The sequence below is a fragment of the Mesorhizobium sp. NFR06 genome (assembly GCF_900115245.1).
Lineage (GTDB): Bacteria > Pseudomonadota > Alphaproteobacteria > Rhizobiales > Rhizobiaceae > Mesorhizobium.
The window spans coordinates 27,959-47,594 of sequence record NZ_FOVT01000016.1 but is presented as its reverse complement, the minus strand read 5'-3'; the positions used below and the strand labels follow the sequence as shown (position 1 = coordinate 47,594).

The window sequence follows — 19,636 nt, the reverse complement described above, 5'->3', positions numbered from 1 at the left end:
CGCTCGACGTTATAATTAGCGTTGCAACAGGATATTCCGCCATGAACACCACCATTCGCAAGATCGGCAATTCTGAAGGCGTGATCCTGCCTAAGGATCTTCTCGACCGCCTGAACTTGAAGGCGGGTGACCAGCTTCAAATCGTCGAGACCGACAAGGGCATCGCCCTTGAGCCGGTGGACGACAGTTTCGAGCGGCAGATGGAAGCTGCCCGCAAGATCATGGACAAATACAAGGTAGCGCTTCAGAAGCTTGCCGAATGAGCTGGCAGTTTCTGTCGCGTCGCGCCGTGGAGGCGATGCATGCCGAGCAGTTGCGCCGACATGGCGGCGCACAGGGCTTGAGAGATGAGAACGCCCTCGAGTCCGCGCTAGCCCGTGCTGAAAACAAGGCCAACTATGGCGATCCGTCGGTCGAGGATCTGGCAGCAGCTTACGTCTTCGGTATTGCCAGGAACCACGCCTTTGTTGACGGCAACAAACGTACGGCCATTGTTGCGGCCGGTGCGTTCCTGGTCTTCAACGGCTACGACCTTACCGCGGACAATGGCACGATCTACGAATTTGTCATGGGTGTCGCAGCCGGCGAAATCGACGAAGCAGGCGCCGCAGCCTTCTTCCGCGACCACGCCGTCAAGCTTGAGGATTAATTCTCGGCCCTGTCCGAAAGCTTGACGATCTCCCATTCCTTGCCGTTGACCTTGACGACCTCGCCGACCTTCTTGCCGAACAGGGCGACGGCCATCGGCGAGACATGGGAAATGCTGCCTTTTGACGGGTCGGCCTCGTCCTCGCCGACGATCTTCCAATGCACCTTCTTGCCGTCATCGCCTTCCAGCGTGACGCCCATGCCGAAGCGCACCACGTCGCTGCCCGGCTCCGGCACTGAAAGCTCGGCGTTCTCGCGCCGCGCGGTCCAATAGCGCAGGTCGCGCGAAACCACCGCGATGCGCTCGCGGTCGCCTTTCCTTTCGGCCCTGGCCAGCATGTCGCGCAGCTCGGCGAGGTTGTCCTCGATCATCGCCAGGCCGCGCTCCGTCACCAGGTTGCGGTGCGTGCTGATCGGACGTTCGCCGACGCCCGCAATGGCGTTTTCGCTGTCTTCTTCGCGGGTAAAAGCTCTGCTCATACGATGAACTTAGGCTTGGCGAGGCAACTGCACAAGCGATTTGCCGGCGCGCCTGCCTTGGCATGATTCCTGCGACGTACAGGGCGAACGCCAGGACCTGTGCCGATGTTGAACAGACGAACGCTGCTTGCCCGGACCGCCGGCCTTGCCGTCGCCGGCGTCTTCGCCGGCAAGGCATCGGCGAAGTCGCTGCCGGGTATCGAGATGGCCGCTATGCGCGGCTCGATCAACGCCACCGAGATCGGCGTGCAGCCGGGCGCGGTCGACGACCAGAGCAAGGCTTTCGCCAAGATGCTTGGCGATGCCAGCGACCGCGACCAGCCGGTCTTCCTGCCGCCCGGCACCTATCTCGTCTCAAACCTCAAGCTGCCCGCCCGCGTGCGCCTCTCCGGCGTGCCCGGCGCGACGCGCATCGTCTATGGCGGCAACGGCCATCTGATGATGGCCGAACAGGCCGAGCATATCGAGCTTAGCGGGCTGGTGCTCGACGGCGCCAACCGGTGGCTGGCCGACTACACGCAAGGGCTGCTCGACCTGCGTCGCGTCGCCCATCTCGTCATCGACAATTGCCAGGTGACCGGCAGTGGCAAGAACGGGCTGGCGCTCGAGCATGCCGTCGGTCGTGTCGGCCGTTCCGACATTTCGGGGGCCGCGGATGCCGGCATCTATTCGGTCGAGGCCGGCGGGCTTGAGATTTCCGGCAACACCGTGTCGGATTGCGCCAATGGCGGCATTCTGGTGCATCGCTGGCAAGCGGCGGAGGACGGCACCATCGTCAGCGGCAACCGCGTCCAGCGTATCGGCGCACGCAGCGGCGGCACGGGTCAGAACGGCAACGGCATCAACGCCTTCCGCGCCGGCAATGTCATCATCAGCGGCAACATCGTCGCCGACTGCGCCTTTAGCGCGATCCGCGCCAACAGCGCCAGCAACCTGCAGATCACCGGCAACACCTGCTCGCGCTCGGGCGAGACGGGGATCTATTCGGAGTTTTCCTTCGAAGGCGCGATCCTCAGCAGCAATCTGGTGGACGGCGCCGCCAACGGCATCTCGATCGTCAATTTCAACGAGGGCGGCCGTATGGCGGTCTGCTCGAACAACATCGTGCGCAACCTCTCGACCACCGGCCCCTACGTCGCCGACCCGCCCGGCTTCGGCGTCGGCATCAGCGCCGAGGCCGACACCACGGTTTCGGGCAATGTCGTGGAGAATGCGCCGCTCTACGGCATGCAGTTGGGATGGGGACCTTATCTGCGCAATGTCGTGGCAACGGGCAACATCATCCGCAAGGCCGGCACCGGCATCGTCGTCTCTGTGGTCGAAGGCGCCGGCAGCGCCGTCATTTCGGACAACGTCATCGACGGCGCGCAGAACGGCGCCATTGTCGGCCAGCGCTGGGCCGATCCAGTGACTGGCGACCTGTCCCAGTCGACCGACACCGGATACGCGCATCTGACTGTCGAGCGCAACAAGGTGAGCTAGGCTATCGCCACGATAATATGCGCCTGGATCTTGGCCGCGACCGCGCCATGACCATGCCTTTCGGCGATCGCAGCGGCGGCATAGTCGGTCGCGGCTTCAAGTCCTCCCGGATCCCTTGCCTCGATTTCGCTGCGAAGGACGGTTCCCTGACAGTACGCCACGGCCGGAATGCGCGGTGATGACGCGCGGCTCTGCTCGGCCCTGGTATCGATCGTCACATCGGAGAACCCGGCGACCTCCAGATCGCGGTGGATCAGCGCTTTGTCGTGATAGCCGTGCGGCGTGCGCGCCAGGAAGCGCGGCGGATCGTGCGGATAGATCCTGGCAAGAGCATTCGTCACGTCGTCGGCGAGGATATTCTCCTCGATGCGATCCCAGACACTGAACAGGAAATGCCCGCCGGGCTTCAGAACCCGCTTTGCCTCCCGATAGGCAGCGGGGCGGTCGGGAAAGAACATCGCGCCGAACTGGCAGCAGACGAGATCGAAGGCCCCATCGTCGAATGGCAGCTTCAGGGCATCCGCCTGACGCCACGTGATACGGCTGTCGGGGCCCTGGCGCGACGCGGCAAAGTCGAGCATCGGCTGGTTGAGGTCGGTCACGACGTAGCGCGCATCCGAAGACAGCTTCGACGCCAAGGCGCGGGTGACGACGCCTGTGCCCGCGGCGGTTTCCAAGACGGCGCCAGGCGAGAACGCCGCCGCCCGCGCTGAGAGGTCCGCGGCATATGGCTCGAAAATCAACGGCACCATATGGCGGTCGTAATTTTCCGGGATCGACCCGGCAAACACCTTGTCCGCTTCCAGCATGGCTTCCCCGCCGTTCGTTCGATGGCTGGCGAGGCTAGCACATATTTGTCTGTCTGGTGGGTTCTCGCCTGAGCGGCGTCCTTGCTACTTCAACGCCGCCGTCGGCCGCAGAAAGCCGACCTTGGCGCCGATGCGGCTCTCGACTGAGGGATGGGCGAGTTGGGTGAGCCTTGCCTCAAGCGCTTCATCGCCGCGCAGCAGCTTTGCCAGCACCGCGGCGATCATCACCTCCGCCCCCCTGCCGGCGCCGTCATCGCATTTCAAGGCGATGCCGAGGCCTAGTTCGGGCAGTGCCGCGCAATAGACGCCTTCGGCGCCGGTCTTGACGAAGATGCGGCCGGGTGCGGCCTGCATCAGCGCGACATCGGCCTTGCCCGTGCCGGCGACGAGGAACGGTTCAGCCATGCATGCCGAGAGCAACCGCTTCGCCGCCCTGGAGCGTTCGGGCGCAAAGCCTCTGCCCGTCGCCATGCGGGCAAAACCCTGCGCGAAGCTCTTCAACGGCACGGCGTAAGTGGGAATCGAGCAACCGTCGGTGCCGCAATGGTCGACGTCGTGCGCCGCCCCAGTCACCGATTGCATGGCGTCACGCACCATCTCCTGCAGGGCGTGACCGGCCTTGACGTACCCGCCATGGGCGATGCCGGCGTGCACGCAGGTACAAAGGAAGCCGGAATGCTTGCCGGAGCAGTTGTTGTGCAAAGCGTTCGGCACGCCGCCGGCGCGGGCGAGCGCGATGGTGGCGTCATGGCTCGACGGCCAATGCGCGCCGCATTCAAGCGCGTTCCTGTCGAGGCCTGCCTTGGCGAGCATCGCCTTTGCCAGTTCGACATGCACCGGCTCGCCCGAATGCGAGGCGCAGGCGAGCGCCAGTTCGCGGTTCCCGAAGCCATAGGCGTCGGCTGCGCCCGATTCGACCAGCGGCAGTGCCTGGATTGCCTTCACCGCGGAGCGCGGGAACACCGGGCGTTCCGTATCGCCTATTTCCAAGACAGGCTTGCCATCGGCGGCGAAGACGGCAACCGCGCCGCGGTGCGCGCTTTCGACCACCGCGCCGCGTGTCACTTCGACCAGAACCGGATTTGCCATGTTGCCTCCCGCATGCGCGCGCCCAAGGGCGCCGCCTTGATGCGGGCCTCTACCTGATCCGGTCGAGAATGGAAACGTAATTGGCCACCGCAGCGCCACCCATGTTGAAAATGCCGCCGAGTTTTGCGCCGGGCACCTGGATGCCGCCGGCCTCGCCGGTCAACTGCATGGCGGTCAGCACATGCATCGAGACGCCGGTGGCGCCGATCGGATGGCCCTTGGCTTTCAGGCCACCGGACGGATTGACCGGCAGGCGGCCGTCCTTCGCCGTCGTGCCGTCCAGCGCCAGCCTGGCGCCCTCGCCGGGCTTGGCCAGACCCATCGCCTCATATTCGATCAATTCGGCGATGGTGAAGCAGTCATGCGTCTCGACGAAGGAAAGGTCGTCGAGCGTCACGCCGGCCTTGTTCAGCGCCTGCTCCCAGGCGCGCTCGCAGCCCTCGAAGGAAAGGATGTCGCGCTTCGACATCGGCAGGAAATCCTGCACATGCTCGTTGGCGCGGAAGGCGACGGCGCGGCGCATCTTAAGCGCCGTCGCGGTGTCGGTGAGAACGAGCGCGGCCGCGCCGTCAGAGACCAGCGAGCAGTCGGTGCGCTTCAGCGGACCGGCCACGAACGGGTTCTTCTCGCTTTCCTGGCGGCAGAATTCGTAGCCGAAATCCTTGCGCATCTGGGCGTAGGGATTGTCGACGCCGTTTTTGTGGTTCTTGGCGGCGATCATGGCAAGCGCGTCCGACTGGTCGCCGTAGCGCTGGAAATAAGCCTGCGCGATCTTGCCGAAGACGCCGGCGAAGCCGGCCGGCGTGTCGCCATCTTCCGGCAGGTAAGAGGCCTTGAGCAGGTTCTTGCCGATTTCCGGACCAGGCGTGGTCGTCATCTGCTCGGCACCGACCACCAGCACGATGCGGGCGGCATTGGCATCAATGGCGCGGATGCCTTGCCTCACCGCCGCGGAACCGGTGGCGCAGGCATTCTCGACGCGCGTCGCCGGCTTGAAGCGTAGCCGGTCGTCGGCCTGCAGCACGAGGCTGGCGGTGAAATCCTGCGGCGAGAAGCCAGCGTTGAAATGGCCGAGCACGATCTCGTCGACATCATCCGGACCGATGCCGGCATGGTCGAGCGCTTCCGCGGCGACCTTGGTGATCAGGCCCTCCAGCGTCTCGCCTTCGAGCTTGCCGAAACGCGAATGCGCCCAGCCGACGATGCATGCGGTCATGGCAGCCTCCATTTACCGCGCAGCCTAGCACGTTCTACCGCGGCATGAGATTCAATATTGTTCAATAGTGAACCGTTTTCCAGCCCATGGCATGGGCCAGAGCCACACGATCGCTTGATCCGGGTGTCGATTTTTTATTGATTGATCCGTCAATAAAAAATAATCTTCTCTCGAACCGGATCCCAAAATGCCGAAAATCGGAATGGAGCCAGTGCGCCGCAGGGCGCTGATCGATGCGACGATTTCGGCGATCGGCGAGCGCGGATCGCTGGACGTGACGATGTCGGAGATCGCCGGCCGCGCCGGCGTGTCGTCGGCACTGGCGCATCACTATTTCGGCGCCAAGGACGAGCTGCTGTTCGCGACGATGCGGCACATCCTTGCCGAGCTCAACACCGACACACGGCGCGCGTTCGGCCACACCGTCACGCCGCGACAACGCGTCTCGGCCATCGTTGCGGTCAGTTTTTCCGACGACCAGTTCCAGCCTCAGATCATTGCCGCCTGGCTCGCCTTCTATGTCGAGGCGCAGAAATCGCCCGACCTGCGGCGGCTGCTGCGCATTTATGCGCGGCGGCTGCATTCCAACCTGATGAGCGGCCTGACCGGGATCCTGCCGAAGCAAGAGGCCGACCGCGTGGCGGAAGCGACCGCGGCGCTGATCGACGGGCTCTACATCCGGCGGGCGCTGAAGGACGGCGTGCCAGACGCGCAGACGGCGATCGCGCTCGTCGAGGACTATCTCGAAACCAAGCTCAACGGACGGAGCCTGCCTTGACGACCCGGCGACCCAATTTCCTGATCGTCATGGTCGATCAGCTCAACGGCACGCTCTTCCCGGACGGTCCGGCGGATTTCCTGCATGTGCCGCATCTGAAGGCACTGGCGGCGCGCGCGGCGCGCTTTGCCAACAACTACACCGCCTCGCCGCTGTGCGCGCCTGGCCGCGCCTCGTTCATGAGCGGCCAGCTGCCGTCGCGCACCGGGGTCTACGACAACGCCGCCGAGTTCTGTTCCTCGATCCCGACCTTCGCCCATCATCTGCGCGGCGCCGGCTACTACACCTGCCTGTCCGGCAAGATGCATTTCGTCGGCCCCGACCAGTTGCACGGCTTCGAGGAGCGGCTCACCACCGACATTTATCCCGCCGATTTCGGCTGGACGCCGGACTACCGCAAGCCCGGCGAGCGCATCGACTGGTGGTACCACAATCTGGGTTCGGTCACCGGTGCCGGCGTCGCCGAGATCACCAACCAGATGGAATATGACGACGAGGTCACCTTCCTGGCCACGCAGAAGCTCTACCAGCTTTCGCGAGAACAGGACGATGCGGGCCGCCGCCCGTGGTGCCTTACCGTTTCGCTGTCTCACCCGCACGATCCCTATGTCGCGCGCAAGCGGTACTGGGATCTCTACGAGAACTGCCAGGCGCTCGACCCCGAAATGCCGTTTATTCCGCATGACAATCAGGACGCTCATTCGCAGCGGCTCTACCGCGCCAGCGACTATCAGGCCTTCGAGATCACGCCCGAGCAGGTGCGGCGCTCGCGGCGCGGCTATTTCGCCAACATTTCCTATGTCGACGACAAGCTCGGCGAGCTTCTGGACGTTCTCAAGCGGACGCGAATGCTCGACGACACCATCATCCTGTTCTGCTCGGACCACGGCGACATGCTGGGCGAACGGGGCCTGTGGTTCAAGATGAGCTTCTTCGAGGGATCGGCGCGGGTGCCGCTGATGATGGCGGGCAAGGGCGTGCCGACCGGCCTCATCGAGGCGCCGGTTTCCAATCTCGACGTGACGCCGACGCTGTGTGACCTCGCCGGCATCGACATCGCGGCGATCGCGCCGTGGACCGACGGGCAGTCGCTGCTGCCGCTGCTCGCCGGCAAGGCGCGCACGGCGCCTGTGCTGATCGAGTATGCCGCCGAAGGCTCCTACGCGCCGCTGGTCGCCATCCGCGAAGGCAAATACAAGTTTGCCCATTGCGAGCTCGACGCGCCGCAACTGTTCGATCTCGAGGCCGATCCGCTCGAGCGCGACAACCTCACCGAGGATCCGGCCAACGCTGCCCTGGTGGCGGCATTCATGGAAAAGGTCCGGGCGCGCTGGGACATGGCCGGCTTCGATGCCGCAGTGCGCGAGAGCCAGGCGCGCCGTTGGGTCGTCTACCCGGCGCTGCGCAACGGCGCCTACTACCCGTGGGACTTCCAGCCGCTGCAGAAGGCCTCGGAGCGCTACATGCGCAATCACATGAACCTCGACAATCTCGAAGAGAGCAAACGGTATCCGAGAGGCGAATGATGGCAGACGTTCTCGTCCCTACGCTTGATCATCTGAAACAGGCCTATGCCGTCACCTCGACGGCCACGCAGGTGACGCCACTACTGGAGTCGGCAGCACTCGCCAGGGAGACCGGCGCCGCGCGCGTCTTCGTCAAGCCGGAGTCGCTGCAATGGGCGGGCTCCTTCAAGGTGCGCGGCGCCTATTGGCGACTGAAGCGGCTATCGCCGGATGAGGCGAGAAACGGCGTCGTTGCCTACTCCTCCGGCAATTTCGCGCAAGGGCTTGCGGCCGCCGGCCAGGCGCTCGGCATTCCCGTCACCATCGTCATGCCGATCGATGCGCCCGCCGCCAAGCGCGACGCCACGGCCGGCTATGGCGGACGAGTGGTGCTGACCGATCATGGAGACCGCGCCCGCGAGGAAGTCGCCGCCGCGGAGGCGCGCGAGATCGCCGAGACCGAGCACCTCACTTTGCTGCATCCCTTCGATGATCCCGAAATCGTCGCCGGCCAGGCCGGCGCCGGGCTGGAAGCCCTTGACCAGTTGGCGACGAAAAAGGCTCACGCCGACCTCGTTTTCTGCTCGGTCGGCGGCGGAGGGCTGATCGGCGGGGTGTCGCTGGCGTTCCACTATCTGTCGCCGAAGACCGAGATCATCGCCGTCGAGCCCGAGGGCTTCAACGGCATGGGCTCGTCGCTGGCGCATGGCGCCATTGAAACCATGCCGATCGGACCGCGGTCGATCTGCGATGGACTGATGGCGCGCAAACCCGGCGACGCGCCCTTCGCGGCGGTGAGCGAGGCCGGCGTTCGCGGTGTCACCGTCGACGATGCCTCGGTGCGGCGGGCTATGAAGATCGCCTTCGAGCGGATGAAGCTGGTGCTGGAGCCGTCCGGCGCTGCATCGCTGGCGGCACTGCTGGGCGGCAAGGTGGATGTGAAGGACAAGACCGTCCTTGTGGTTGCAACCGGCGGCAATGTCTCGCTCGCCGATTTCATTACGCATATGAACGATGGGCGCATATGAACAATGCTTGAAGCGGATTTCGTCATCATCGGCTCCGGCTCCGCCGGCTCGGCCATGGCCTATCGGCTGTCGGAGGACGGCAAGCATTCGGTGATCGTCATCGAGTTCGGCGGCACCGATATCGGGCCGCTGATCCAGATGCCGTCGGCGCTGTCGATCCCACTCAACATGAGCCTCTATGACTGGGGCTTCGCCAGCGAACCGGAGCCGCATCTCGGCGGCCGCGTGCTCGCCACGCCGCGCGGCAAGGTGATTGGCGGCTCGTCCTCGATCAACGGCATGGTCTATGTGCGGGGACATGCGCGCGACTTCGACCACTGGGCCGAACAGGGCGCCGCCGGCTGGGGCTTCGCCGACGTGCTCCCCTACTTCAAACGCATGGAGGATTGCGACGGCGGCGAGGACGGCTGGCGGGGTCACGGCGGGCCGCTGCACGTGCAGCGCGGCACACGGAAAAATCCGCTTTACGGCGCCTTCGTCGAGGCTGGCCGGCAGGCGGGTTTCGAGCTCACCGACGACTATAACGGCTCGAAGCAGGAAGGCTTCGGGCCGATGGAGCAGACCATTTTGGGCGGCCGCCGCTGGTCTGCGGCGAACGCCTATCTGAAGCCCGCTCTCAGGCGCGGAAATGTTAACCTGCTCAAGGGTTTCGCCCGCCGCGTGGTGATCGAGAATCAACGCGCGATCGGCGTCGAAATCGAGGCTGACAAACAGATTCAGGTCGTTAAGGCGAGGCGTGAGGTAATCGTCGCGGCGTCGTCGATCAACTCGCCGAAGATCCTGATGCTGTCCGGTATCGGTCCGGGCGCGCATCTGCAGGAGAATGGCATAAAGGTGGTCGTCGACCGGCCGGGCGTCGGCGCCAATCTGCAGGACCATCTCGAGCTTTACATCCAGCAGGAAGCGACCAAGCCGATCACGCTGAATTCGGCGCTCAATCCTTTCTCCAAGGCTCTGATCGGCGCGCAGTGGCTGTTCTTCAAGACCGGGCTTGGCGCCACCAACCATTTCGAGGCGGCGGCCTTCGTGCGCTCGCGGGCCGGCGTCGACTATCCCGATATCCAGTATCACTTCATTCCGGCGGCCGTGCGCTATGACGGCAAGGCGGCGGCGAAGTCGCATGGCTTCCAGGCGCATGTCGGGCCGATGCGCTCGAAGTCGCGCGGCTCGGTGATGCTGCGCTCGCCCGACGCCCGCGCCAAGCCGGTGATCCGCTTCAACTACATGTCGCATCCGGACGACTGGAGCGAGTTCCGCCACTGCATCAGGCTGACACGCGAAATCTTCGGCCAGAAGGCTTTCGACGGCTTCCGCGGCAAGGAGATCTCGCCGGGCAGCCATGTGCAGTCGGATGACGAACTCGACGCCTTCATCCGCGACCATGCCGAGAGCGCCTACCATCCTTGCGGCACGTGCAGGATGGGCCGCGTCGACGATTTGACGAGCGTCGTCGATCCGGAATGCCGAGTGATCGGCGTCGAGGGCCTGCGCGTCGCCGACTCCTCGATTTTCCCGCGGGTGACCAACGGCAACCTCAACGCGCCCTCGATCATGACCGGCGAGAAAGCTTCCGACCACATCCTCGGTCGCACGCCGCTGGCGCCATCCAACCAGGAACCCTGGATCAATCCGCGCTGGCAGGTGGCCGACAGATAGGCCATCATCCAGCGGGCGCCCTCCCCGCCCAGCGATCATGAATGGAGAAAGCCATGCGCGCCCAGCCAACGGCATCGCATTACGTCAACGGCCGTTACATCGAGGATGAAGGCGGCGCGCCGCTGCCGGTGATCTATCCGGCGACGGGCGAGACGATCGCGACACTGCATTCGGCGACTTCGAACGTGCTGGAGTTGGCCATCGAAGCCGCGCGGGCGGCACAACCAGCCTGGGCGCGGCTGAAACCGGTCGAGCGTGGTCGCATCCTGCGCCGCGCCGCTGACATTTTGCGGGCACGCAATGCCGACCTGGCGCGGATCGAGACGCTGGACACCGGCAAGGCGATCCAGGAGACGCTGGTGGCGGACGCGCCATCGGCGGCCGACTGCCTCGAATATTTCGCCGGCGCGGTCGCCGCCTTCAATGGCGAGATGATCGATCTCGGCGGGCCTTTCGCCTATACGCGGCGGGAGCCGCTCGGTGTCTGCGTCGGCATAGGCGCCTGGAACTATCCGATCCAGATCGCCGGCTGGAAGTCGGCGCCGGCTCTGGCCATGGGCAACGCCATGGTGTTCAAGCCATCGGAGAATACACCGCTGTCGGCGCTGGCGCTGGCTGAGATCTATTCAGAAGCGGGTCTGCCCGACGGCCTGTTCAACGTCGTGCAGGGCTATGGCGATGTCGGCGCCGGCCTCGTCGGCCATGACGTCGTGGCAAAGGTCTCGGTGACCGGCTCGGTGCCGACCGGCCGCAAGGTGCTGTCGCTCGCCGGCTCGAAGATGAAGCACGCGACGATGGAACTCGGTGGCAAGTCGCCGCTCATCGTCTTCGACGACGCCGATCTCGAGAACGCCATCGGCGGCGCCATGCTCGGCAACTTTTACTCCAGCGGCCAGATCTGCTCCAACGGCACGCGTGTGTTCGTGCAAAAGGGCATCCATGACCGTTTCGTCGACCGGCTGGTCGAGCGCACCAAGAAGATCCGCATCGGCGATCCGCTCGATCCGGAAACGCAGATGGGGCCGCTGGTGAACAAGGCGCAGCAGGAAAAGGTCGCCTCCTACATCGAAGCCGGAATAGAGGACGGGGCGACCCTCGCCTGCGGCGGCAACGTGCCATCGCTGCAAGGTTTCGAGGGCGGCTTCTTCATCGAGCCGACCGTGTTCACCAATGTCACCGACGGCATGCGCATCGCACGCGAAGAAATTTTCGGGCCGGTGATGAGCGTCTTGAAATTCGACGGCGAGGACGAGGTGATCGAGCGCGCAAACGACACCGAATTCGGGCTCGCGGCTGGCGTGTTCACGCGCGACCTGCCGCGCGCACATCGGGTGATCGCCGAGCTGCAGGCCGGCACCTGCTGGATCAACGCCTATAATCTGACGCCGGTGGAAATGCCCTTCGGCGGCGTCAAGCAGTCCGGCATCGGGCGCGAGAATTCGCTTGCCGCGCTGGCGCATTATTCGCAGCTGAAGGCGGTCTATGTCGAGACGGGGGATGTGGCGAGCCCGTATTGAGCGTCGGCGATTGACGAAAGCGGTCGTGAAGTCTGATCTCCCTCCTTACGGGGGAGATTGGCAGCTTCAGCGTCGCCCGCGATCCCCTCACCCCTTCTCCGCCGTCCCATCCAGATACTGCGTCAGCGCGCAGACCAGATGGTAGAAGATGCTGGCGGGCACCTCGGTCGCCAGCGAGCGGCCGCGTTCGTCGATGCGGTCGATCCAGAGGCCGAGCGGCGCCGGATCGATGTGCCAGCGGAACAGCCGGCCGACGCGCGCTTCGATCTCGGGCTTGAGGTCCGGCCCGCCCGAACCATCGAGCGCGATCGCCGCCTTGATCGCCTCGGCCTGCGGCCAGCCGCGCGAGACCGTGTCGAGCGGCAGGCCTTGGCGCGAGACCGCGCCATAGGCGAGGCCTGTGGCGCGGTTGAGGCCGTTGGCAATGGCCGAGGCATAGAGCTTGCGGGCGAAGGCGGTGAGTTCGCTCTGGCCGCTGCGGGCGGCGAAATCGACCAGCAGCGAGGCCCATTCGAAATGATGGCCAGGCTCGGTCCAGGCCCCCTTCTCGCCCACAGCCGGCTTCCAGCCCGCGTCGAAATATTCGCCCAGCGTCCAGTTCTCGGCATCGAAGAAATGGCTGCGGAAGAGGTCGATGATGCGCGCGGCCCGGCGTAAATAGGCGCGCTCGCCGGTCGCCTTGTGCCAGGCGAGGAAAGCTTCGAGCAGATGCATATGCGGGTTGGAACGCCGTTCGTCGGCGCCGTCCGAGGTTTCGAGGAAGCCGGTCATGCGGCTGTCTTCGAGATGGGCATCGAGGAAGGCGAAGGTTTCCTCGCCGAGCCGCGAGGCGTCGGGATTGCCCGACATATGGGCGTGCGCCAGCGCCAGAAGCACGCAGGAATGATCGTAGGCGTCCTCGACCGGATCGGCGACCGAGCCGTCGATGTTGAGCGTGCGCACCCAGCCGCCACGGTCGGTGCGGCCCCGACCGGCAATGAAGTCGATGCCGTGGGCGATCAGCCTGTCCGCCGGCCCGTCCCAGCCGCGCTCCTTGGCGACGGCGAAGGCATAGACCTGGCGCGCCTGCGTTCGCATGCGCTTGGGTTTCATCAGCGCGGAGGCATCGAAGCCGAGCGCCTCGTGGAAGCCGCCATAGTGCTCGTCGACGCCCGACGTCGACCACAGCGGCAGCGTCTCCTCGAACAGCCAGTGATGCACGCGCCGCCGCCAGGCGCCGCTCTCGATGACGCGGTCGGGCGCCGGGGTGAACCTGGTTTCCAGCCGGCCGGATTTCTCCAGCTGCTCGACGATCTTCTTGACATGCTGGCTGTGGCTGACCGGGGCGACGAAAGTGGCATCGGCCGTGGAGACGATGGCGACATCCTTCATGCCGATCGCCGACAGTAGGCGGCCCTCGCTGCGGATATAAGAGTTCTCGCAATCGATGGCGACGACGTCGCCGACGATGACGTTGCCCTGCCCGTCGGAGGGGCCGACATCGAGCAGGGATTGCCAGGAACCGAGATCGTTCCAGCGGAAGCCGGCCGGCACCATGGCGATGTCTTTCGCGCGTTCCATGACGGCATAGTCGATCGAGATGGACGGGATCGCCGCGTAAAGCTCCAGCGGCATATAGAGGCCGGACAGATCGCTGGTCGCGGCCTGGTAGGCGGCTTCGGTGGCGTGCCAGACATCGGGCTGGAAAGCCGCGAAGGCATCGCGCATGGCGCCGGCGCGAAACAGGAAGATGCCGGTGTTCCAGTAGAATGTTCCAGCCTCGAGATAGGCTTGCGCCGTGGCCAGATCGGGTTTCTCGACAAAGCGGGAGACGTCGAACACGCCATCCGTGGCCGTGGCCACCTCGATATAGCCGTAGCCGGTCTCGGGCTGGGTCGGCTTGATGCCGAACACCACCAGACGGCCTGCATTCGCCACCGTCGCGCCCGCCTCGATGCTTTGCCAGAACTGACCGGGTGTCGAGATCTCGTGATCGGACGGCACCACCAGCACCAGCTGGTCGCCGAACTCGGCAAGCGTGCGCAGGCTGGCCAGCGCCACGGCGGCGGCCGTGTTGCGCCCCGTGGGCTCGAACAACGGACCGCCGCCGCCAAGATCGAGACCGGCAAGGTCGGCATGGACGCGCTCGGCATGGCGCTCGGAGGCGATAAGGAAGATCGGCGTGTCGCCTTCCGGCCGCGCCGCCAGCCGGCGCAACGTCTTTGCCAGCATCGAGCCGTCGCCGGAGAAATCGTGGAACTGCTTGGGATTGTCCTCGCGCGACAGCGGCCACAGCCGCGAGCCGACGCCGCCGCTCATAACGAAACTGACGATGCGCTCGGTCATACGGGTCTCGCTCTGGAGTTGGAACTGAACTGGGTCCGCAGACATGCCTTAAGCGGTGTTTGCGCGATTGGAAATCTGCCCGGCCGCCAAATCGATGAAGGCCTTGACCAGGGGCGAGAGGTGGCGGTTGCTTGGATAGAGGACATAGAGGCCGCCGACCGGGGTCGTGTAGTTCTGGAGAACCCGGCGCAACTTCCCCTCATCGATGAGGGCCTTGGCCACACCGTGGGGCAATTGGGCGATGCCGAAACCTGCAAGCGTGGCGGCAACCACAGACTGCATTTCATTGGCGGCAAAACGCCCGGCAACCGTGACCGTTTCATGACCGTTTGGACCATCGAGCACCCAGTTGATGGAGGCAACCGAAGAGCCAGCTATGACGCAATCGTGCCGAGCAAGGTCGGCCGGCAGTTTCGGCGCTCCGCGGCGTGCAAGATAGCCCGGGCTGGCGCAGAACAGCCGGTGAGTCGCGCCAAGCTTGCGGGCGATCAGCGTCGAATCCTCGAGCACCCCGGTGCGGAAGGCGAGATCAATTCCGTCCTCGACGAGATTGAGCCTTTCATCGGTGAGCCGAAGCTCTACCTTGGTTTTCGGGTACATAGCCAGAAAATCGACAACGGTGGCATTGAGGAAGTAGGCCCCGAAGCCGACCGGCGCCGAAATTCGGATCGTGCCCAATGGTTCCGACCGAGCCTCCGACAGGCGCAAATTTGCTTCCTCAAGCGACCGCAGGGCCTGGCTGGTCTGCTCGTAATATGAACGCCCGGCATCCGTCAGGCTGAGGCTGCGGGTCGTGCGCTGCAGCAAGCGGACGCCGACCTCGCGCTCGAGCGCGGCGACACGGCGGCTGACGGTCGTCTTGGGCGTGGCGAGCAGCCGCGCGGCGGCGGTGAAGCTGCCTGTCTCGACGACACGGGTGAAGACGACGATATCGTTGAGGTCGATCATTGTATTAATTCTTGGAACAAAGTTTTGCAATTATAGGTAATTATGCATCAATCTGGAAGCACCTAATTTCGCTCCACCGAAGCAAAAGGAGCAAAGCAATGACCAAGTTGAACGTTCTGGTGACCGGCGCCACCGGCCAGCAAGGCGGCGCGGTGCTGCGCGCGCTGCTGTCGAAGGGATATCGGGTCAAGGCGCTGACACGCCGGCCAGCCAGCGATGCCGCGCGACAATTGACGTCGGCGGGCGCCGAAGTCGTGATCGGCGATCTCGCTGACGCGGCCTCCGTTGTGCAGGCAGCAAAGGGCACCGACACCATGTTCTTGATGGGCAACAGCTACGAAGCCGGCCTCGAGGAGGAAACTCGCCAGGGAATCATGGCAGCGGACGCGGCAAAGGCCGCCGGGGTCGGGCACCTCATCTATTCGTCCGTTGCCGACGCCGACAAGAAGACCGGCATTCCGCATTTCGAAAGCAAGTATCTCGTCGAGCAGCATGTCCAGCGGCTTGGCATCCCCTACACGATCAGCGCACCCGTCGCCTTCATGGAGAACGTCGTCGCGCCCTGGTCGCTCGGCGCGCTCAGCCAAGGAACGCAGGCCTTCGCGATGCCTCCCAAGCGAGCGCTACAGCTGGTGGCGCTTTCGGACATCGGCGCGTTCGTCGCCGCGCTGGTCGAGCGCCGCGAGCGTGTGTTCGGCAAGCGCTTCGACTTCGCCGGCGACGAATTGTCGGGCGAGGACCAGGCGAAAATCCTGTCGCAGGCCATCCGCCGCCCGGTCAGCTATCGGGAAATCCCGATCGCCGTGGCGCGCCAGCAAAGCGAGGATGCGGCGCTCATGTTCGAATGGTTCGACCGCGTCGGCTACGATGTCGATCTCGCCGCCTTGCGTGAGGAATTTCCGGACGTCGGCTGGCAAAGCTTTGCCGACTGGGCGCGGAAATTCGACTGGAGCGTTCTTGACCGGGCATCTCCGACCACCTGACTTCGTGCAAGCATCGCGGTGCATGAACTTAATGCATGTCGCTCGGACGTGTGCAGCGGTTCCGGGACGACGACATGCATCAATCAAGACTTAAAAGCGTGTCGCCCGAATCCCTTTCGGCGCAACGCGCGGTAGGAAGCGGGTCGGCGGTTTTCCTCGCCGGTCCGCTTCCCCATCTGTGCCATTTGACCGGAGTGAAATCTCGGGCCTTGCAGGGCACTGCGGCGAAAGCGACGAAATGCGACACAAGTGCAACCATTGCCGCTTGCAGGATCGGAAAGCGGCGGCTATAAGCCCGCGGTCTGGTCACGGAGTGTAGCGCAGTCTGGTAGCGCACATCGTTCGGGACGATGGGGTCGCAGGTTCAAATCCTGCCACTCCGACCAGAAAAACAAGGGGTTAGGCAATCTGGAGCTTGCCTACCCACCACCTCCCGACAGAAAAAATTGAAAAGCATCCGGGCTGCTCAGCGTAGCCTGCAGCTGTACAATGTCGCGCGCCACAGGTTCAGCGTCGGATAGTTATCGGATGACGCCAATTGGGCCCGAGGGAACCGACCGGCGAAGCAAGCGGGACTAGGCCAGTGGCGATACGGAAAGACCGGAGCGGTCCAGCAGGCGATAGGAAGTCAGGTCAAGCGCTCCCGTTCTCACTTCGGTTCTCCCCTCCGCAAGATCAATCAATTAGCAAATACTAATAAAATTGACTATAATGCCGTGTCGGTCGGCAAACCCTACCCCGGTTTGCCGGCCAGGCTCAGCGGCGTCCCCGAGGTCCCTTCTCCAAGAGCCGCTGGGCCGCCCCCGTTTCGCGATGCACCGGCCTGGCTTGACGATACCTGCCGGCAATCCAGACTCGGCGAAGCAAACCACAGATTGTCTGCCTCTGCCCTACATCGTCCCGATCATGTCGGCTGAGGACAATGCGGGGCCGGCGGTTTGTGCGCGATGGCGTGGGGCACAGCGGCCGCGGCGAGCGACCGCCACTGCCCATCGACAGGCGGCTGCTATTTTGACCTAGAGCATTTCACCATTTCACGGAACCGGCGAAACGCTCTATCTCTTTGTTTTGGCGCAATCGCTGACGGAAAACCGTGTCACACTTTTCCTGGAATTGCTCTAATGGCACCCTGTCCTCGTTCGGCGGAGTCCGGGATCATCGGAACGGCGAGACCAGATAGACGAATGAAGTTGTTGTTGACGGCCATCTCGATCGCGGTGCTGCTTCTTGCAGCAGGCTGCTCATCGACCGTCGCATCGATCAGCCCGGCGAAATACGACACGATGAGCTGCGCTGAGCTCAACAGCGAACTTGGCGACACCGCCACCGACATTTCGCGCACTGCAATCGCTCGCGGCAAGGTCGCCAACACCAGTGTGCCGGGCTGGCTGCTGGGCGGCGAGCGCGTGAAGAGGGCGGTCGCCAATCGCGAAACGGCCAAGATCGAACGGCTGCAGCAACAGCAGCAAGCGATCGTCGCGACGCGGAAGCAAAGGTGCGCCCCGGCACGGTGAACCGCGCCCGGCTGGGGCTTGCCCAGGTTCAGGCGCTGATGCGGAACCTTGTCGAATCGATTGCCGCGTTCATCAGGGTCTGCGTGTAGGCTTCGCGCGGATCGCCGAAGATTTGTTCTGTCGGCCCTTCCTCGACGATCTTGCCCTGCTTCATGACGATGATGTAGTCGGCCATGGCGCGCACGACCGCGAGATCGTGGCTGATGAAGAGATAGGACAGCTCGTGGTCGGCCTGCAGCTTGCGCAACAACTCGACGATCTGCTTCTGCACCGAACGATCAAGCGCCGAAGTCGGCTCGTCCAGCACCACCACTTTCGGCTTCAGGATCATGGCGCGCGCAATCGCGATGCGCTGGCGCTGGCCGCCAGAGAATTCGTGCGGATAGCGGTTGCGCGCATTGGGGTCGAGGCCGACCTCGCGCAGCGCCTCCACGGCACGCTGGTCGCGCTGCTTGCCCGTCAGCGAAGGTTCGTGCACCAGAAGCCCTTCGGTAATGACCTGGCCAACCGTCATGCGCGGCGACAGCGAGCCGAACGGATCCTGAAAGACCAGCTGCAATTCACGCCGCAGCGGCCGCATCGCCCGCCGGTCGGTCTCGGAGATGTCGCGATCGCCGAAGCGGATGACGCCGTCGCTGGGCAGAAGCCTGAGCAGCGCGCGGCCAAGCGTCGACTTGCCGGAGCCGGACTCGCCGACGATGCCGATGGTCTGGTTGCGCTTCAGCCGGATCGAGATCTTGTCCACCGCGCGCAGCATCAGCGGCTCGCCGCCGAGGAAGCCGCCGCCGATCCTGAAGACGACCTCTACATTGCGGCCTTCGAGCAGCACAGGCGAATTGGCGGGCGGCGGCGCCTTGGTGCCGGTCGGTTCGGCCGCAAGCAGCATCTTGGTGTAGGCATGCTGCGGATTGGCGAAGAGCGCTTCGGCGTCACCCTCCTCCACCACCTCGCCCTGGCGCATGACATAGACGCGGTCGGCGAAGCGGCGCACGATGCCGAGATCGTGGGTGATGAAGACGATGGCCATGCCGAGCTTGCGCTGCAGTTCGGCAAGCAGCATCAGGATCTGCGCCTGGATGGTGACGTCGAGCGCCGTCGTCGGCTCGTCGGCGATAAGGATGTCGGGATCGTTGGCGAGCGCCATGGCGATCATGACGCGCTGGCGCTGGCCGCCCGACATCTCGTGCGGATAGGATTTCATGCGCCGCTCGGGATCGGGGATGCGCACCAGCCTCAAAAGCTTCAGCGCTTCCTCGCGCGCGGCGGCCGCGGAGACCCCGCGGTGACGGCGGATCGGCTCCATCAGCTGGTTGCCGATCGAGTAGAGCGGGTCGAGCGAGGTCATCGGCTCCTGGAAGATCATGCTGATCTTGCGGCCTCTGACCTTGTTGATCTCGCTCTTGGTCATCTCCAGGAGATTGCGGCCGCGATAGTCGACCTGGCCGCTCGCCTCGCCGTTGGAAGAAAGCAGGCTCATCGCCGCCATCATCGTCTGGCTCTTGCCGGAACCGGATTCGCCGACGACGGCGACGGTCTCGCCGGCATTGACCTTGATGTTGATGCCTTTGACCGCCTCGACCGTGCCGTCGAGGGTGTGGAAGCGGACGCGCAGGTCCTTGACGCTGAGGATCGTTTCGGAAGCCATGTCAGCGATCCCC

At 64.4% G+C, this 19,636-nt stretch carries 17 protein-coding genes and 1 tRNA gene; 11 read left to right on the top strand and 7 right to left on the bottom strand.

Annotated elements, in window-relative coordinates:
* Positions 1-41 precede the first annotated feature (41 nt).
* On the top strand, positions 42-263 hold the full coding sequence (locus F3H96_RS24090) for an AbrB/MazE/SpoVT family DNA-binding domain-containing protein (RefSeq protein WP_149804184.1): 222 nt from the start codon (positions 42-44) through the stop codon (positions 261-263).
* Positions 260-649, top strand: coding sequence for a type II toxin-antitoxin system death-on-curing family toxin (locus tag F3H96_RS24085; protein ID WP_149804183.1), 390 nt, complete (start codon positions 260-262; stop codon positions 647-649). The genes F3H96_RS24090 and F3H96_RS24085 overlap by 4 nt, the downstream gene beginning before the upstream one ends.
* Here F3H96_RS24085 and greA read toward each other — a convergent pair.
* The gene (gene greA / locus F3H96_RS24080) at positions 646-1,128 is read right to left on the bottom strand and encodes a transcription elongation factor GreA (RefSeq protein WP_149804182.1); all 483 of its coding nucleotides are present in this window, start codon (positions 1,126-1,128) and stop codon (positions 646-648) included. The two genes, F3H96_RS24085 and greA, sit on opposite strands and share 4 nt — an antisense overlap.
* 105 nt (positions 1,129-1,233) lie before the next feature.
* Here greA and F3H96_RS24075 point away from each other — a divergent pair, with 105 nt between their 5' ends.
* Positions 1,234-2,610, top strand: a complete 1,377-nt coding sequence (locus tag F3H96_RS24075) for a TIGR03808 family TAT-translocated repetitive protein (RefSeq protein ID WP_149804181.1) — start codon at positions 1,234-1,236, stop codon at positions 2,608-2,610.
* Here the strand turns inward: F3H96_RS24075 and F3H96_RS24070 are convergent.
* From F3H96_RS24070 to F3H96_RS24060, 3 genes are all read right to left on the bottom strand, one after another.
* On the bottom strand, positions 2,607-3,419 hold the full coding sequence (locus F3H96_RS24070) for a methyltransferase domain-containing protein (RefSeq protein ID WP_149804180.1): 813 nt from the start codon (positions 3,417-3,419) through the stop codon (positions 2,607-2,609). The two genes, F3H96_RS24075 and F3H96_RS24070, sit on opposite strands and share 4 nt — an antisense overlap.
* A gap of 84 nt (positions 3,420-3,503) precedes the next feature.
* Positions 3,504-4,508, bottom strand: a complete 1,005-nt coding sequence (locus F3H96_RS24065) for an asparaginase (RefSeq protein WP_149804179.1) — start codon at positions 4,506-4,508, stop codon at positions 3,504-3,506.
* A 49-nt stretch (positions 4,509-4,557) separates the two neighbouring features.
* Positions 4,558-5,724 carry an acetyl-CoA acetyltransferase gene (locus tag F3H96_RS24060; protein WP_149804178.1) on the bottom strand — a complete coding sequence of 389 codons (1,167 nt, stop codon included), beginning with the start codon at positions 5,722-5,724 and terminating at the stop codon, positions 4,558-4,560.
* A 187-nt stretch (positions 5,725-5,911) separates the two neighbouring features.
* On the opposite strand from F3H96_RS24060, the gene betI reads away from it, so the two are divergent.
* Genes betI through betB form a run of 5 tightly spaced genes read left to right on the top strand, consistent with a single transcriptional unit; the run spans position 5,912 to position 12,208 of the window.
* Positions 5,912-6,502, top strand: a complete 591-nt coding sequence (betI, locus tag F3H96_RS24055; RefSeq protein ID WP_149804177.1) for a transcriptional regulator BetI — start codon at positions 5,912-5,914, stop codon at positions 6,500-6,502.
* The gene (gene betC / locus F3H96_RS24050; RefSeq protein WP_149804176.1) at positions 6,499-8,028 is read left to right on the top strand and encodes a choline-sulfatase; all 1,530 of its coding nucleotides are present in this window, start codon (positions 6,499-6,501) and stop codon (positions 8,026-8,028) included. The genes betI and betC overlap by 4 nt, the downstream gene beginning before the upstream one ends.
* Entirely contained in the window at positions 8,025-9,035 is a 1,011-nt protein-coding gene (locus F3H96_RS24045) for a pyridoxal-phosphate dependent enzyme (protein WP_188131511.1), read from the top strand. Before betC ends, F3H96_RS24045 begins: the two co-directional genes overlap by 4 nt.
* Positions 9,036-9,038: 3 nt before the next feature.
* On the top strand, positions 9,039-10,691 hold the full coding sequence (gene betA, locus F3H96_RS24040) for a choline dehydrogenase (protein WP_149804175.1): 1,653 nt from the start codon (positions 9,039-9,041) through the stop codon (positions 10,689-10,691).
* A 53-nt stretch (positions 10,692-10,744) separates the two neighbouring features.
* Positions 10,745-12,208 (top strand): betaine-aldehyde dehydrogenase, encoded by a 1,464-nt coding sequence (betB, locus tag F3H96_RS24035; RefSeq protein WP_149804174.1) that lies wholly within the window; start codon positions 10,745-10,747, stop codon positions 12,206-12,208.
* Positions 12,209-12,295: 87 nt separating this feature from the next.
* On the opposite strand, the gene F3H96_RS24030 is transcribed toward betB, so the two are convergent.
* Positions 12,296-14,533 carry an AGE family epimerase/isomerase gene (locus F3H96_RS24030; protein WP_149804173.1) on the bottom strand — a complete coding sequence of 746 codons (2,238 nt, stop codon included), beginning with the start codon at positions 14,531-14,533 and terminating at the stop codon, positions 12,296-12,298.
* A 48-nt stretch (positions 14,534-14,581) separates the two neighbouring features.
* Positions 14,582-15,481 carry a LysR family transcriptional regulator gene (locus F3H96_RS24025; RefSeq protein ID WP_149804172.1) on the bottom strand — a complete coding sequence of 300 codons (900 nt, stop codon included), beginning with the start codon at positions 15,479-15,481 and terminating at the stop codon, positions 14,582-14,584.
* Positions 15,482-15,579: 98 nt separating this feature from the next.
* Between F3H96_RS24025 and F3H96_RS24020 the strand changes: the two genes are divergently transcribed.
* The 3 genes from F3H96_RS24020 to F3H96_RS24010 all read left to right on the top strand — a co-directional run bounded on the left by F3H96_RS24020 (position 15,580) and on the right by F3H96_RS24010 (position 17,978).
* Positions 15,580-16,464 (top strand): NmrA/HSCARG family protein, encoded by an 885-nt coding sequence (locus tag F3H96_RS24020; protein ID WP_149804171.1) that lies wholly within the window; start codon positions 15,580-15,582, stop codon positions 16,462-16,464.
* Between the two features lie 309 nt (positions 16,465-16,773).
* Positions 16,774-16,850, top strand: a tRNA-Pro gene (locus F3H96_RS24015).
* Positions 16,851-17,648: 798 nt separating this feature from the next.
* Positions 17,649-17,978 (top strand): hypothetical protein, encoded by a 330-nt coding sequence (locus F3H96_RS24010; RefSeq protein WP_149804170.1) that lies wholly within the window; start codon positions 17,649-17,651, stop codon positions 17,976-17,978.
* Positions 17,979-18,006: 28 nt separating this feature from the next.
* On the opposite strand, the gene F3H96_RS24005 is transcribed toward F3H96_RS24010, so the two are convergent.
* A complete protein-coding gene (locus F3H96_RS24005) occupies positions 18,007-19,623 on the bottom strand; it encodes an ABC transporter ATP-binding protein (protein WP_149804169.1) in 1,617 nt (538 codons plus the stop codon).
* Between the last annotated feature and the right edge of the window lie 13 nt (positions 19,624-19,636).

What these genes read in the sequence shown, in the direction of transcription:
- F3H96_RS24090 (WP_149804184.1), top strand. Translation starts at nt 42, where the DNA reads ATGAACACCACCATTCGCAAGATCGGCAATTCTGAAGGCGTGATCCTG.
- F3H96_RS24085 (WP_149804183.1), top strand. Translation starts at nt 260, where the DNA reads ATGAGCTGGCAGTTTCTGTCGCGTCGCGCCGTGGAGGCGATGCATGCC.
- greA (WP_149804182.1), bottom strand. Translation starts at nt 1,128, where the DNA reads ATGAGCAGAGCTTTTACCCGCGAAGAAGACAGCGAAAACGCCATTGCG.
- F3H96_RS24075 (WP_149804181.1), top strand. Translation starts at nt 1,234, where the DNA reads ATGTTGAACAGACGAACGCTGCTTGCCCGGACCGCCGGCCTTGCCGTC.
- F3H96_RS24070 (WP_149804180.1), bottom strand. Translation starts at nt 3,419, where the DNA reads ATGCTGGAAGCGGACAAGGTGTTTGCCGGGTCGATCCCGGAAAATTAC.
- F3H96_RS24065 (WP_149804179.1), bottom strand. Translation starts at nt 4,508, where the DNA reads ATGGCAAATCCGGTTCTGGTCGAAGTGACACGCGGCGCGGTGGTCGAA.
- F3H96_RS24060 (WP_149804178.1), bottom strand. Translation starts at nt 5,724, where the DNA reads ATGACCGCATGCATCGTCGGCTGGGCGCATTCGCGTTTCGGCAAGCTC.
- betI (WP_149804177.1), top strand. Translation starts at nt 5,912, where the DNA reads ATGCCGAAAATCGGAATGGAGCCAGTGCGCCGCAGGGCGCTGATCGAT.
- F3H96_RS24045 (WP_188131511.1), top strand. Translation starts at nt 8,025, where the DNA reads ATGATGGCAGACGTTCTCGTCCCTACGCTTGATCATCTGAAACAGGCC.
- betA (WP_149804175.1), top strand. Translation starts at nt 9,039, where the DNA reads ATGCTTGAAGCGGATTTCGTCATCATCGGCTCCGGCTCCGCCGGCTCG.
- betB (WP_149804174.1), top strand. Translation starts at nt 10,745, where the DNA reads ATGCGCGCCCAGCCAACGGCATCGCATTACGTCAACGGCCGTTACATC.
- F3H96_RS24030 (WP_149804173.1), bottom strand. Translation starts at nt 14,533, where the DNA reads ATGACCGAGCGCATCGTCAGTTTCGTTATGAGCGGCGGCGTCGGCTCG.
- F3H96_RS24025 (WP_149804172.1), bottom strand. Translation starts at nt 15,481, where the DNA reads ATGATCGACCTCAACGATATCGTCGTCTTCACCCGTGTCGTCGAGACA.
- F3H96_RS24020 (WP_149804171.1), top strand. Translation starts at nt 15,580, where the DNA reads ATGACCAAGTTGAACGTTCTGGTGACCGGCGCCACCGGCCAGCAAGGC.
- F3H96_RS24010 (WP_149804170.1), top strand. Translation starts at nt 17,649, where the DNA reads ATGAAGTTGTTGTTGACGGCCATCTCGATCGCGGTGCTGCTTCTTGCA.
- F3H96_RS24005 (WP_149804169.1), bottom strand. Translation starts at nt 19,623, where the DNA reads ATGGCTTCCGAAACGATCCTCAGCGTCAAGGACCTGCGCGTCCGCTTC.